17 protein-coding genes are annotated in these 13741 nt (G+C 57.3%); 13 read left to right on the top strand and 4 right to left on the bottom strand.

Features of this window, described 5'->3' with window-relative positions; translation table 11 throughout:
• The first annotated feature begins 4 nt into the window (after positions 1-4).
• The 13 genes from OGY07_RS04455 (at position 5) to OGY07_RS04395 (ending at position 10259) form a co-directional block, all read left to right on the top strand.
• Positions 5-460, top strand: coding sequence for a BMC domain-containing protein (locus OGY07_RS04455; protein WP_286598959.1), 456 nt, complete (start codon positions 5-7; stop codon positions 458-460).
• Positions 461-465: 5 nt separating this feature from the next.
• A complete protein-coding gene (locus tag OGY07_RS04450; protein WP_042284183.1) occupies positions 466-1098 on the top strand; it encodes a phosphate propanoyltransferase in 633 nt (210 codons plus the stop codon).
• Positions 1095-1586 carry a microcompartment protein PduM gene (pduM, locus tag OGY07_RS04445; protein ID WP_286598956.1) on the top strand — a complete coding sequence of 164 codons (492 nt, stop codon included), beginning with the start codon at positions 1095-1097 and terminating at the stop codon, positions 1584-1586. Before OGY07_RS04450 ends, pduM begins: the two co-directional genes overlap by 4 nt.
• A 3-nt stretch (positions 1587-1589) precedes the next feature.
• The gene (pduN, locus tag OGY07_RS04440; protein WP_012906340.1) at positions 1590-1865 is read left to right on the top strand and encodes a propanediol utilization microcompartment protein PduN; all 276 of its coding nucleotides are present in this window, start codon (positions 1590-1592) and stop codon (positions 1863-1865) included.
• A 9-nt stretch (positions 1866-1874) separates the two neighbouring features.
• On the top strand, positions 1875-2882 hold the full coding sequence (gene pduO, locus OGY07_RS04435) for a two-domain cob(I)yrinic acid a,c-diamide adenosyltransferase PduO (protein ID WP_286598953.1): 1008 nt from the start codon (positions 1875-1877) through the stop codon (positions 2880-2882).
• Positions 2879-4264: a CoA-acylating propionaldehyde dehydrogenase PduP gene (gene pduP, locus OGY07_RS04430; protein ID WP_181822972.1), complete on the top strand. Its 1386-nt coding sequence runs from the start codon at positions 2879-2881 to the stop codon at positions 4262-4264. Before pduO ends, pduP begins: the two co-directional genes overlap by 4 nt.
• Before the next feature lie 10 nt (positions 4265-4274).
• Positions 4275-5387, top strand: a complete 1113-nt coding sequence (locus tag OGY07_RS04425) for a 1-propanol dehydrogenase PduQ (RefSeq protein ID WP_286598952.1) — start codon at positions 4275-4277, stop codon at positions 5385-5387.
• Positions 5384-6739: a 4Fe-4S dicluster domain-containing protein gene (locus OGY07_RS04420; RefSeq protein WP_286598951.1), complete on the top strand. Its 1356-nt coding sequence runs from the start codon at positions 5384-5386 to the stop codon at positions 6737-6739. The genes OGY07_RS04425 and OGY07_RS04420 overlap by 4 nt, the downstream gene beginning before the upstream one ends.
• A 2-nt stretch (positions 6740-6741) precedes the next feature.
• Entirely contained in the window at positions 6742-7296 is a 555-nt protein-coding gene (gene pduT, locus OGY07_RS04415) for a propanediol utilization microcompartment protein PduT (RefSeq protein ID WP_042284204.1), read from the top strand.
• Positions 7296-7646 (top strand): propanediol utilization microcompartment protein PduU, encoded by a 351-nt coding sequence (gene pduU / locus OGY07_RS04410; protein ID WP_042284206.1) that lies wholly within the window; start codon positions 7296-7298, stop codon positions 7644-7646. Before pduT ends, pduU begins: the two co-directional genes overlap by 1 nt.
• A gap of 4 nt (positions 7647-7650) precedes the next feature.
• Entirely contained in the window at positions 7651-8103 is a 453-nt protein-coding gene (gene pduV, locus OGY07_RS04405; protein ID WP_286598948.1) for a propanediol utilization protein PduV, read from the top strand.
• On the top strand, positions 8088-9302 hold the full coding sequence (locus tag OGY07_RS04400; protein WP_286598946.1) for an acetate/propionate family kinase: 1215 nt from the start codon (positions 8088-8090) through the stop codon (positions 9300-9302). The genes pduV and OGY07_RS04400 overlap by 16 nt, the downstream gene beginning before the upstream one ends.
• A gap of 90 nt (positions 9303-9392) precedes the next feature.
• Positions 9393-10259, top strand: coding sequence for a GHMP family kinase ATP-binding protein (locus OGY07_RS04395; RefSeq protein WP_060570668.1), 867 nt, complete (start codon positions 9393-9395; stop codon positions 10257-10259).
• Positions 10260-10289: 30 nt separating this feature from the next.
• Here OGY07_RS04395 and OGY07_RS04390 read toward each other — a convergent pair whose 3' ends face one another.
• The 4 genes from OGY07_RS04390 to dacD all read right to left on the bottom strand — a co-directional run bounded on the left by OGY07_RS04390 (position 10290) and on the right by dacD (position 13730).
• On the bottom strand, positions 10290-10625 hold the full coding sequence (locus OGY07_RS04390; RefSeq protein WP_032939582.1) for a DUF496 family protein: 336 nt from the start codon (positions 10623-10625) through the stop codon (positions 10290-10292).
• A 160-nt stretch (positions 10626-10785) separates the two neighbouring features.
• Positions 10786-11844, bottom strand: a complete 1059-nt coding sequence (locus tag OGY07_RS04385) for an FUSC family protein (protein WP_286598943.1) — start codon at positions 11842-11844, stop codon at positions 10786-10788.
• Between the two features lie 127 nt (positions 11845-11971).
• A complete protein-coding gene (sbmC, locus tag OGY07_RS04380; RefSeq protein ID WP_286598941.1) occupies positions 11972-12445 on the bottom strand; it encodes a DNA gyrase inhibitor SbmC in 474 nt (157 codons plus the stop codon).
• 112 nt (positions 12446-12557) lie between these two features.
• Positions 12558-13730, bottom strand: a complete 1173-nt coding sequence (dacD, locus tag OGY07_RS04375; protein WP_269677506.1) for a serine-type D-Ala-D-Ala carboxypeptidase DacD — start codon at positions 13728-13730, stop codon at positions 12558-12560.
• Between the last annotated feature and the right edge of the window lie 11 nt (positions 13731-13741).

Here is a 13741-nt window from a genome sequence, read left to right as displayed (position 1 = left end):
CAGCGTGAAGCAATCACTGGGATTACTTGAAGTTAGTGGTCTGGCATTAGCCATCAGTTGCGCGGATGTCATGGCGAAAGCCGCTTCCATCACGCTGGTTGGCCTTGAGAAAACCAACGGTTCAGGCTGGACGGTGATCAAAATCACCGGTGATGTGGCCTCGGTTCAGTCCGCCATTATCACCGGTGCCAGCTTTGCCGAACAGCGCGATGGTCTGGTGGCGCGCAAAGTTATCGCCAGACCTGGCGAGGGCATTCTTGCCCGTGCGACGGTAGCCGCACCTGCCCCCGCGCCAGCGATCATCGAGGAACCCGAAACTGACGTTGTTGCAGAAGAGTCTGCACCGGTAACCGCACCTGACGACGGAATCATCAGTTGCAATTTGTGCCTCGACCCGGCCTGTCCGCGTCAGAAAGGCGAACCCCGGTCGCTCTGCCTGCATTCAGGTAAACGAGGTTAAGCGTAATGGATAAACACCTTCTGGAGACGACGGTCAGCAAAGTGCTGGATGAGATGCGGGAGCGCCCAATTCCGTTGGGTGTGTCTAATCGTCATATTCATCTGAGCGCCGAAGACTATGCCCGTCTTTTTCCGGGACAGCCGATAAGCGAGAAGAAAGCGCTGCTGCAACCGGGGCAGTACGCCGCTGAACAGACCGTCACGCTGGTGGGTCCCAAAGGTCAGATTAAGAATGTGCGTCTGCTGGGACCACTTCGCCGCACCAGTCAGGTTGAAATATCGCGAACAGACGCAAGAACGCTGGGGATCGCCGCACCACTGCGGATGTCCGGAAACCTCAACGGCACTCCGGGTATCCGCCTTGTGAGCCCCTTCGCCGAGATTGAGCTCGCTGCCGGCGTTATTGTCGCCCAGCGTCATATTCACATGTCGCCGCTGGATGCGCTGATCCTGCGCGTCGCGCATGGCGACAACGTCTGCGTGGCGATCGAAGGCAGTGAGCGTCGGCTCATTTTCGATAACGTCGCGATTCGCGTGTCGCCCGATATGCGTCTGGAAATGCATATCGATACCGACGAAGCCAACGCCGCCGGGGCCGACAGCCCCAACGCGTTCGCCACGCTGGTTACGCCGCGATGAACGGCGAGCTGTTGCAGCGAATCGTCGAGGAGGTGGTCACCCGCCTGCAGCGTCGTGCCGAAAGCACGCTGACGTTGAGCGTCGCGCAACTGCGGGAAACGCCTTCCCGAATGCTGTTTTCCCGGTATTCCTCTCTGCACGTTTTGCAGGTCGACCTGCCCCTGCTGGAGAAGATTGCCGAAAACGACGCAACGGATAGCGCAGCCGTCATCCTTCACGACGCGCTGGCGTTTGGTCTGCAGGTGCGACTCTCGCTACGCCGGGCGCTATTGCCTGCCCTGCCGGTGAAAAAACTCGCCCGATTACCGCTGACGTTCTGTGACGAGCAAGGTGTGCGCATCGTGCTGCATCCGACCCGGCTGGTCAGCTATGCCGATGTCGTCCGCTTCTCCGGTGGCGTATTCGTGCTGTGTCGAAAATGTGTTGTCACCGCGCTGGCTCGCGATGCCGCGAGCTCTCGCAACATCCAATTCATTAAGCAGGAGTGAACCATGCATCTGGCACGCGTAACAGGCGCGGTGGTATCCACGCAAAAATCGCCTTCCCTGGTCGGGAAAAAACTTCTGCTGGTGCGCCGGGTAAGCGCCGACGGCGAACTGCCTGCGAATCCAACGGCGGGAGATGAAGTTGCCGTTGACTCCGTTGGCGCAGGGGTTGGCGAACTGGTGCTGCTGAGCAGCGGTTCCAGCGCCAGACATGTTTTTTCCGGCCCGAACGAGGCCATTGACCTCGCCGTCGTCGGCATTGTCGACACGCTTTCGCGTTAAGGAGACGGCATGGCGATTTATACCCGTACTGGCGACGCAGGCACTACCGCGCTGTTTACCGGGCAACGTGTCAGTAAAACACACCCGCGCGTGGAGGCATACGGCACCTTAGACGAGCTTAACGCCGCGCTCAGCCTGTGCATTTGCGCCAGCCAGAGCGTACAGCACCGCGCCCTGCTGGAGGCAATCCAGCAACAAATATTCTGGTTCAGCGCGGAGCTGGCGAGCGAAAGTGATGAACCGCCAGCGCAGCAGCGCTACATCAGCACGGAAGAAATCGTCGCGCTGGAAGCCGCCATCGACACCGCGATGGGACGTGTCGCGCCGCTGCGCAGTTTTATTTTGCCCGGCCGTTGCGAAGCCGCCAGCCGACTTCACTTCGCGCGCACGCTGGCGCGCCGGGCGGAACGTCGTCTGGTTGAGCTTTCCGCAGCATTCACCGTCAGGCACGTGCTGATGCGCTACATCAATCGCCTGTCGGATTGTTTATACGCGCTGGCCCGCGCCGAAGATCACGACGCGCATCAGACAAAAATTATCCAGGAGGTGACGAAGCGCTATCTGGCGTCGGCTCAGCCGCCTGCCCAAAAGGAACATGTTATGTCGCTTTCATTTGGCGATCTTCATCAGTTAACCCGCGCCGCCGTGGCGCGGGCAGAAGAAATCAACGTCCCGGTGGTGATTAGCATAGTCGATGCCAACGGGACCGAAACCGTGACGTGGCGGATGCCGGATGCATTGCTGGTGAGCAGTGAGCTGGCGCCGAAAAAGGCCTGGACAGCGGTCGCGATGAAAAGCGCAACGCACGCGCTTGCCGCCGCAGTCCAGCCCGGCGCGCCGCTTTACGGACTGGAAACGCATATGCAGGGAAAAGTGGTCACCTTTGGCGGCGGTTTTCCGCTATGGCGTGACGGAAAACTTATTGGGGGTCTTGGGATCAGCGGTGGCAGCGTTGAACAGGACATGGACATTGCACAGGCTGCAATTGCGGCAATTAACGTGAGAACACATCAATGAATACTTCTGAACTGGAAACCCTCATCCGGACCATTTTGACTGAACAACTGACGCCTGCGAAAACCGACATAAAGGGCAACGGTATTTTTCAGTCCGTGGGTGAAGCCATCGACGCCGCCCACCAGGCTTTTTTACGTTATCAGCAGTCTCCGCTGAAAACGCGCAGCGCCATTATCAGCGCGATACGGGAAGAGCTTACGCCGCATCTTGCGGACCTGGCGGCAGAAAGCGCCGCAGAGACGGGGATGGGTAATAAAGAAGATAAATTCCTTAAAAACAAAGCGGCGCTGGAAAATACGCCGGGGATCGAAGATCTCACCACCACCGCGCTCACTGGCGACGGCGGCATGGTGCTGTTCGAATACTCGCCATTTGGCGTGATCGGTTCCGTCGCCCCAAGCACGAATCCAACCGAAACCATTATCAACAACAGCATCAGTATGCTGGCGGCGGGCAACAGCGTTTACTTCAGCCCACATCCCGGCGCAAAAACCGTATCGTTGAAGCTGATCGCCATGATTGAAGAGATCGTGTTTCGCAGCTGCGGCATTCGCAACCTGGTGGTTACCGTTGCCGAACCGACCTTTGAAGCCACTCAGCAAATGATGGCGCACCCTAAGATCGCCGTCCTGGCGATCACCGGCGGTCCGGGCATTGTGGCAATGGGCATGAAGAGCGGGAAAAAAGTCATCGGCGCCGGTGCGGGCAACCCGCCGTGCATCGTGGATGAAACCGCGGATATTGTTAAAGCCGCGGAAGATATCATCAACGGCGCCTCGTTTGACTACAACCTTCCCTGCATTGCCGAGAAAAGCCTGATCGTGGTTGAGTCGGTCGCTGAACAGCTTATTCAGCAGATGCAGAGCTTTGGCGCGCTGCTGCTCAGTCCGTCAGAAATCGAAAAACTGCGCGCGGTCTGCCTGCCGGAAGGCGTCGCCAATAAAAAACTGGTCGGCAAGAGCCCGTCGGCGATGCTGGAAGCCGCCGGTATCGCCGTTCCGGCTAAAGCGCCGCGCCTGCTGACAGGCGTCGTTAGCGCGGATGACAGTTGGGTCACCTGCGAACAATTGATGCCGATGCTGCCGATCGTAAAGGTTAAGGATTTTGACGCCGCATTATCGCTGGCTCTGAAAGTGGAAGAAGGACTGCACCATACCGCCATTATGCACTCGCAAAACGTGTCGCGGTTGAATCTCGCCGCGCGGACGCTGCAGACCTCCATTTTCGTGAAAAATGGCCCGTCCTACGCGGGGATTGGCGTCGGTGGCGAAGGGTTCACCACCTTCACGATTGCCACGCCAACCGGCGAAGGCACGACTTCGGCGCGCACCTTCGCTCGTTCTCGTCGGTGCGTACTCACCAATGGCTTCTCAATCCGCTAATGAGGTGGTGATGAAAACCTTTTCGCTGCAAACGCGTTTATACAGCGGGCCGGGAAGCCTGAAGGTGCTCGGTCGATTTACCCATAAGCACATCTGGATTATCTGTGACGGTTTTCTGGCGCGTTCGCCGCTGATTGAAGCTCTGCGCGACGCGATACCGGCGAGCAACCGTATTAGCGTGTTCAGTGAGATCACTCCCGATCCCACCATCGCCACCGTGGCGCAAGGCATCGCCCATATGCAGTCGTTGCGTCCAGACATTGTGATTGGTTTCGGCGGCGGCTCGGCGCTGGATGCTGCCAAGGCCATTGTCTGGTTCAGCCGTCAGTTCGACATCGAAATAGAAACCTGCGTGGCGATCCCGACCACCAGCGGCACCGGTTCGGAAGTGACCAGCGCCTGCGTGATCGGCGATCCGGACAAGGGCATTAAGTATCCGCTGTTTGACAATGCGCTCTATCCGGATATGGCGATCCTCGACCCGGTACTGGTGGTCAGCGTACCGCCAGCAATTACCGCCAATACCGGCATGGATGTCCTGACCCACGCGCTGGAAGCCTATGTTTCAACGCGTGCCAGCGACTTCACCGATGCGCTGGCCGAAAAAGCGGCGCAGAGCGTTTTCCAGTATCTGCCGGTCGCGGTGCGTAAAGGGGACTGCCTTGCCACGCGCGGCAAAATGCATAACGCCTCAACGCTTGCCGGCATGGCCTTTAGCCAGGCGGGACTGGGCCTTAACCACGCCATCGCACATCAGTTGGGCGGGCAGTTCCACCTGCCGCATGGATTAGCGAATGCGCTCCTGCTTACCGCGGTCATCCGGTTTAACGCCCACGATCCGCGGGCGGCGAAACGCTACGCGCGCTTTGCCAGAGCCTGCCATCTCTGTCCGGACAGCGCCAATGACACCGCCTGCATCAATGCGCTGGCGCAGCACATTGAGCAGTTAAAAAAAGCGTGCGCGATCCCTTCTCTCGCCGATGCGCTGAAAGAAGAGAAACAGAACTGGGCCCGGCGGATCCCGGCAATGGTGCAGGCCGCACTGGCAGACGTCACGCTGAAAACAAACCCGAAAGCAGCCGATGCCCGCGCCATTCAGGCACTGCTTGAGGAGATGCTATGAACACCGCGCAGATGGCCGACATGAATGAAGTGGATGCGCATACTGTTCGCGAACGCGTGCGCGCAGCGGGAATCGTTGGCGCAGGCGGCGCGGGCTTTCCAACGCACGTTAAACTTCAGGCGCAGGTAGAAATTTTCCTGGTGAACGCCGCGGAATGCGAACCGATGCTGAAAGTTGACCAGCAGTTAATGGCGCAGCAGGCGGCTCGTCTGGTGCGCGGGGTGCAGTACGCGATGAAAGCGACGGGCGCGCGGGAAGGAATTATCGCCCTGAAAGAGAAGTACCAGCCTGCTATTGCGGCGCTACGCCCGCTTTTACCTCCGGCGATGCGTTTACACATATTGCCGGACGTTTATCCGGCAGGGGATGAGGTGCTGACCATCTGGATGGCGACGGGTCGACGCGTGCCTCCGGCGGCGCTGCCCGTCAGCGTCGGGGTGGTGGTTAATAACGTTCAGACCGTGTTGAATATTGCCCGTGCGGTAGAACAGCAGTACCCGGTGACGCGCCGCACGCTCACCGTTAACGGCGCAGTGGCCCATCCGCAAACGCTGACCGTCCCCATCGGCATGTCGCTGCGCGACGTACTGGCGCTGGCGGGCGGCGCCACAATTGACGACCCGGGTTTTATTAATGGCGGGCCGATGATGGGCGGCCTGCTGACCTCGCTGGACACGCCGGTAACCAAAACCACTGGCGGCCTGCTGGTTTTGCCGAAAACCCATCCGCTGATTCAGCGTCGTATGCAGGACGAGCGCACCGTCTTGTCGGTAGCGAGAACCGTGTGCGAACAGTGTCGCTTATGCACCGATCTCTGTCCGAGACACCTCATTGGTCATGAACTGTCTCCACATCTGCTGGTGCGCGCCGTGAATTTTCACCAGGCGGCGACGCCGCAGTTACTGCTCAGCGCCCTGACCTGCTCGGAATGTAACGTCTGCGAAAGCGTGGCCTGTCCGGTTGGCATTTCACCGATGCGCATTAACCGGATGCTCAAGCGCGAACTGCGCGCGCAAAACCAGCGGTATGAAGGTCCGCTTAATCCGGCGGATGAAATGGCGAAGTATCGCCTGGTGCCGGTGAAACGCCTCATCGCCAAACTCGGGCTGACGCCCTGGTATCGGGAAGCGCCGCTACGTGAAGACGAACCGGTCACAGAAAAAACCACGCTTTTGCTCCGTCAGCATATTGGCGCCAGCGCGGTGCCTTGCGTGCAAAAAGGCGAACGCGTAACGCGCGGCCAGTGCGTTGCCGATGTTCCGCAAGGCGCGCCAGGCGCCCCCATTCACGCCAGTATGGACGGTATTGTCTCTGAAATCACAGAGCAGGCCATCATCGTTGTAAGAGGTTAACCATGTCTCAGGCCATAGGTATTTTAGAACTCACCAGCATTGCCAAAGGAATGGAAACCGGCGACGCAATGCTGAAAAGCGCCAGCGTGGATCTGCTGGTCAGCAAAACGATTTGTCCCGGTAAATTTCTGCTGATGCTCGGTGGCGATGTTGGAGCGGTACAGCAGGCTATCGAAACCGGGACATCGCTCGCAGGCGAAATGCTGGTAGACAGCCTGGTGTTGCCAAACATTCATGCCAGCGTACTGCCTGCCATTAGCGGCCTCAACAGCGTCGATCGTCGTCAGGCTGTCGGCATTGTCGAAACCTGGAGCGTCGCGGCCTGCATCAGCGCCGCCGACCGCGCGGTGAAAGCCTCAAACGTGACGCTGGTTCGCGTCCATATGGCGTTCGGCATCGGCGGTAAATGTTACATGGTGGTGGCGGGCGACGTTTCTGATGTGAACAACGCGGTGACGGTAGCCAGCGAAAGCGCGGGGGAAAAAGGACTGCTGGTTTACCGCTCGGTTATCCCGCGGCCGCATGAAGCCATGTGGCGTCAGATGGTGGAGGGATGATGGAAAGACAGCCGACCACAGAACGCATGATCCAGGAGTACGTGCCGGGTAAACAGGTCACGCTGGCGCATTTGATTGCAAACCCTGGCAAAGATCTGTTTAAAAAGCTGGGATTGCAGGATGGCGTTTCCGCCATCGGGATTCTCACGATAACACCCAGCGAAGCATCCATTATCGCCTGCGATATCGCCACCAAATCCGGGGCGGTGGAGATTGGTTTTCTTGACCGCTTTACCGGGGCAGTCGTGATAACCGGCGACGTTTCAGCGGTTGAATATGCGCTGAAACAGGTGACGCGCACCCTCGGCGAACTGATGCGCTTCACGGCCTGCCCGATCACCCGGACCTGACGTTATGAAACGCATGATGTTAATCGGCCCGAGTCAGTGCGGGAAAACATCCCTCACCCAGGCGTTACGAGGGGAAGCGCTTCAGTACCAGAAAACCCAGGCTATTGTCTGGTCCGCAGAGACCATCGACACGCCCGGGGAATACCTGGAAAACCGCTGTCTGTACAGCGCACTGCTGGCCAGCGCCTGCGAGGCTGACGTCATCGCCCTGGTGCTGAACAGCGATGCGGGATGGTCACCCTTCTCGCCCGGATTTACCGGGCCGATGAACCGCCCGGTGATCGGCATTCTCACTAAAGCCGATTTAGCTAACCCGCAGCGCATCACCCGCGTCACGCAGTGGCTGACGCTGGCGGGCGCGCAAGAGGTATTTGTCACCAGTGCCGTAAACAACAGCGGACTTGATGAACTGTTTGCCTTTCTGAATCAAAAGGAACCTTCATGTCTCACAAAATAATGGCGATTAACGCGGGAAGTTCGTCGCTCAAATTCCAGTTGCTGGATATGCCGCAGGGCGACCTGTTGTGTCAGGGATTAATTGAACGCATTGGTATGCCTGATGCCCGGATCACGCTGAAGGCGAATGAGCAAAAATGGCAGCAGACCGCGCCGGTGGCTGACCACCGCGACGCGGTGACCCTGTTACTGGAAATGTTAATCAGCCACGCCGTGATCCGCAGCATTGAGGATATCGATGGCGTAGGCCATCGCGTGGCGCACGGCGGTGAAGCCTTTAAAGACGCCGTGCGGATCACGGATGATTCCATCGCGGAAATTGAACGACTGGCTGAACTGGCGCCGCTGCACAATCCGGTCAATGTGCTGGGTATTAATGTGTTTCGCCAGTTGCTACCGAACGTACCTGCGGTAGCCGTTTTTGATACCGCCTTTCATCAAACGCTGGACGAATCCGCTTATATTTATCCGCTTCCGTGGCGCTACTATGAAGAGTTTGGTATCCGCCGCTACGGCTTTCACGGGACCAGCCACAAGTATGTCAGCGCCGCGCTGGCTGAGAAACTCGGCGTGCCGCTCAGCGCCCTGCGGGTGGTGTGTTGTCATCTTGGCAACGGCAGCAGCCTCTGCGCCATTAAAGGCGGTAAGTCGGTCAATACGTCGATGGGCTTTACCCCGCAGTCCGGTGTGATGATGGGAACCCGCAGCGGCGATATTGATCCGTCCATTTTGCCCTGGATAGCCCAGCGGGAAGGCAAAACGCCGCAGCAGCTTAACCAGTTGCTGAATAATGAATCCGGCCTGCTTGGCGTTTCCGGTGTATCCCACGATTACCGCGACGTTGAGCAAGCCGCCGACAGCGGAAATCAACGGGCGGCACTGGCGCTCACGTTATTCGCCGAACGTATTCGTGCGACCATCGGCAGCTATATTATGCAGATGGGCGGTCTGGATGCGCTGGTGTTTACCGGCGGTATTGGCGAAAACTCGGCGCGCGCCAGGGCGGCGATTTGTCACAACCTTCACTTCCTCGGTCTGAATATTGATGAGGAGAAAAACCAGCGCAACGCCACATTCATTCAGGCTGAAAATGCGCTGGTAAAGGTCGCGGTCATCAATACCAACGAAGAGTTGATGATAGCGCAGGACGTCATGCGGATTGCCCTCGCCGAAACGTCCACGCTGGCGGTTTCCGCCTGAGGCGCGCCGCGCACATTGCGGTAAATCATGGTAATAGCGCAATCGCCATGACACTATGCGCCGGGGATGACAGAGCAGAAAGGTGAAAATGTGGCTGTTGCGCAATGCCCCGCTTCGTGCGGAGAACTCATTCAGGGCTGGATTATGGGCAGCGAGAAACTGGTCTCCTGCCCTGTTGACTGGTACAGCACCGTTGAAATCAGCGCCGGTTCGCCGCTGGCGGATGAGCGCCCTCTGTCACGGGCCATGGTGAATACCCTGCTTGCGCACTGGCAATACCCGGACGAACTCAGTCAGGACATTCGCATTGATATTCATTCCACGATCCCCATCGCCAAGGGGATGGCAAGCAGTACAGCAGACATCGCCGCCACTGCCGTAGCGACTGCGCGCTATCTGGGGCGCGCACTGGACGAGACCACCCTTGCGCAGCTTTGCGTGTCGCTGGAACCCACCGACAGTACCGTTTTTCACCAGTTAACCCTGTTTGATCATAACGATGCGTCAGTGCGCATCGGTTGTGAATGCCAACCGGAACTGGACCTCCTTGTACTGGAAAGTCCGCAGACGCTGCGCACGGCGGATTATCACCGTATCCCACGTCAGGCGGGGCTGGACGCTGGCGCGCCAGCGTTGAAAAGAGCCTGGGAGAAGGTTCAGCAAGCCTGCGCGGAGCAAAATCCGTACCGGATGGGCGAAGCGGCAACGTTGAGCGCCATCGCCAGCCAGGCGCTGCTGCCGAAGCCCGACTTTGACGCGCTATTGTCGCTCATGGAAGAGTGTGATTTGTATGGCGTGAACGTCGCACACAGCGGCAGCGTAGTCGGGTTGATGCTCGACAGGCATAAACATGACGTCGAATACGTGACGTGGCTGCTGAAGAAAAAGAGATTAGCTGAACACTGGCCGGAACAGCATTTGCTACGGATGGTGCGCGGTGGCGTGACATGTCAGTGAGGACCAGACGATCCTCACTGCGTCAAGACGTTACTCTGCTTTCGCTTCGCCGTTTTTGAGTTCGCCCATCGCTTTCAGCTTTTTAGAAATATCGCGACGCTCTTTAGAGATTTCAGCATTTTTGATGATGTAGTCATCAACGCGATCTTCATAGTCGCTTTTCATGCTGGCGATGATGCCCTGAATGGCTTCAACGCTCATACCTGGCTTGATGTAGTCGCTCAGGTTGTCCAACAGCAGAACGCGTTTCTGGTTGTCACGGATCTTTTTCTCAACGTCCTGGATTTCACGTTGCAGTTTATTTTTGCGACGGAACAGACGGACAAATTCCAGCACGTCCTGGAAAGATGGCTTGGTAGTTTCCATTTTTACACCCCTGATAATGTGAGATTCGGATTCGTTTAAACTATAGGGCTTACATTACTTTTCGTAGCCATAAATGACAATGGCGACGTCCTTGTTTTCATCATACCCTTATTCGTTGCTGAATCGAAGCAGCACCCGGTTCATTCTCCTCATCTGCTGATTATTTGCGCAGCGCCCGGCAGATAAGATGTGAAAGCAGCTCCAGCTGGCGTGCGGTTTCCAGACTCAACCACACATAACCGTGGATCGGCGTTTCCGCTACATTGCGCTCATCATGCTGGCGGATAAGCGTCCGCAGTTCATTAACGGTATCATTCAGTTTTTCGGTATTGGTAAGGATCGGCTGCGGGTTCCCTTCAAACAGCGCGTGGGTGATGGTCAGCAGCGCCTGCTGCGTCATCTGCTGAGTTTCCCGCAACGTGTGGGCGTTGAGCATCACAAAGTGGCTCGCGCGCGTTGCCCACAGGGCGTTGATTTGCAGCTCCAGCATGCAGACCAGATTGCGATTCACGGTCTGAATGGCTTCGAAAATCGATTTCTGAATACGCGTCTCTTTGCTGGCTGGCGTGATAAGCCCGCGCATTTTCACCACATCGCTCAGTAGCTGTTGCAGGTGCTTCTCCAGCCTCGGCCGTTCCAGCAGATTGGGCGACAGCGCCGCCTGATAAACCCGGTTGTATGCTGTCACGCAATGCGCCAACTGGATACGCCAGTGAATGAAGGCCCGCTGCGGCCAGATGCCGGTAAACAACATCGCCAGAAGCGAGCCGAGAATGACATCGCCGCCGCGCCACAGCGCGGTCTCCATATCCCCGGCTGGCGCGCCAACCACCACGGCAAGCGTAATGCCGATCAACAGCGCCTGATACGGTTTTTTCCCCAGCGCCAGCCAGCCGCAGAGAAACATCGCCGCTGCGCACCATAACAGCATCAGCGGTAAGGAAAACAGCTCAAGACGCAGCGCCACCAGCCCGAGTACCGAACCAAGAATTGTGCCGCCGATTCGCTCGAAGGCGCGGGGAACCACGTTTCCCCAAAAGGAGATCGGCCCCATGATCACCACCAGCGTGATCAAAGGCCAGGTGCCTTCCGGAATGTTAAACAACCGGACGAGGAGAAAGGTCAGGATAAAGGCCAGCGCAATACGGATGCCATGCACGACACGGTAATGGCGATACAGGCGGATTTCGAAGGGACTCAGCGACTTGTCGGCACGCACTCATGCACTCCGTCAGAAAAACAATAAACGGATTGTACCTGCTTTTACACTGAAAATTTCACCGTAGCGGACAGGACATCTCGCTAAGCGTAGTCTCACTTAGCGCCAGTCCGCCAGGTTTTCGCGCTTATTTGACGACAGGTTGTACGGCGATATACATCTCAATGTCCCAGTAGCCGTCTTTGCAGCCATCGTTAAGATAGACTTCAAAGCACGGTTTGCAGGCCATCTCATACGCTTTGTCCTGCAACAAACTATTGAAGAACTGATACCACGGCGTGGCGAAATCCGTGTCCGTTACGCGGGCAACCGCCGTAGCGTACTGCCCGCCCTCGATTTCGCTCAGCGTAACGCCTTCGCTGTTTTCCGGGATAACGAAATCGGTCGGGACGGACACCACCGTACTGCAGCGCAGTTTCTCTGCGGGAACGTCGTCCGGATTGTCAAAATACACGGCGATCCATTCATCCGTTACGATCTGTTTGCCGTCCACCCACATCATCAGTTGCTCAAAGCCCTGCTTCACCGTTTGTTCCCAGGGTCCCACCAGGTGGAAACCCGCTACGGTTCGCTTATCGACTTGTCTGATCTCGTAGTTCATGTTGCCTCCATTGTTACACTGTATTTATATACAGTGTAACGAAGTCGAAATAACAGCCACAAGTTATTTGTGATTATTATGTGAGCAGAGGCGAACTCCTGCCAGTCTCCTGTCAGGCTTTATGGTGGAAGTAGTCGCTCAGTCGCGAGAACAGGCCGCCCTTGTCAACCGCTTCCAGCGTCACCAAAGGCCAGTGGGCAATCAGCTTGTCGCGATCATACAGCTCGATTTCCCCGACCCGCTGATGGGCGGCGAGCGGCGCTTCAAGCTCTGCTTTATCCAACACATATTTCGCTTTGATGTGCGGAATTTCCGCTTTTGGTAAGGCCATCCAGAAATCCTGCTCGGTGCCCAGCGCAATCTTCTCTTTATCGCCATACCAGATCCGCTCAGCGCCTACTTGCTTACCGCTGCGCAGGATCTGCACCGTATCGAAATTCTGCTGTCCCCAATGCAGCAGTTTACGCGCCTGTTCCTCCCGGCCCTTCGGGCTTTCTGCCCCCATAATGACCGCAATAAGACGCCGCTTGCCATCCACCGCGGAAGCAATCAGGTTAAAGCCCGCGCCAGAAGTATGTCCGGTTTTCAGGCCGTCGACGTTCAGCGATTTATCCCACAGCAGACCGTTGCGGTTGTACTGGGTGATGCCGTTCCAGGTCAGGCTTTTCTCGCTGTACATGTGATAAAACTCAGGTTCGCCGTGAATGATCGCCCGTGAAAGCACGGCCAGATCGTACGCGGAGCTGTGTTGTCCCGGCGCATCCAGGCCGTGAACCGTCTCGAAATGGGTGTCCTGCAAATGCAGCTTCCTGACATAGCTGTTCATCATCGCCACGAACTGCGGCTGCCCGCCGGCCACATAGTCCGCCAGCGCAACGCAGGCGTCATTACCGGAATCAACAATCAAACCACGGCTGAGATCGCGCACCGAGACGCGTTCACCTTGTTTGAGAAACATTAGCGAAGAGCCGACAAACACCGGGTTATCTTTGGCCCATGCGTCGCGCCCAACCGTAACCATGTCGTCAGGAGAAATGCGCTTGCTGTCGATGGCCCGGTCAACCACGTAGCCGGTCATCAGCTTGGTCAGACTCGCCGGGTTGCGCTGCTGATGTTCATTTCCGGCGGTAAGGATTTGCCCGGTGGTGTAGTCCATCAGCACCCATGAAGCGGCCTCTACCGCAGGTGGCTGCGGCGCGAAGTCGACAGTGCTTGACGCAAGCGCGGTAGAAAGGTGCGTAGCGAGTAACGAAGCGGCAATAAACAGACGGCGTTTCAACAGCATATCCTCAGGTG

Origin of the sequence: Citrobacter sp. Cs237 (assembly GCF_030332325.1) — a bacterium.
Taxonomy (GTDB): Bacteria; Pseudomonadota; Gammaproteobacteria; order Enterobacterales; family Enterobacteriaceae; genus Citrobacter_A; species Citrobacter_A sedlakii.
This window is presented reverse-complemented; position numbering and strand designations above follow the sequence as displayed.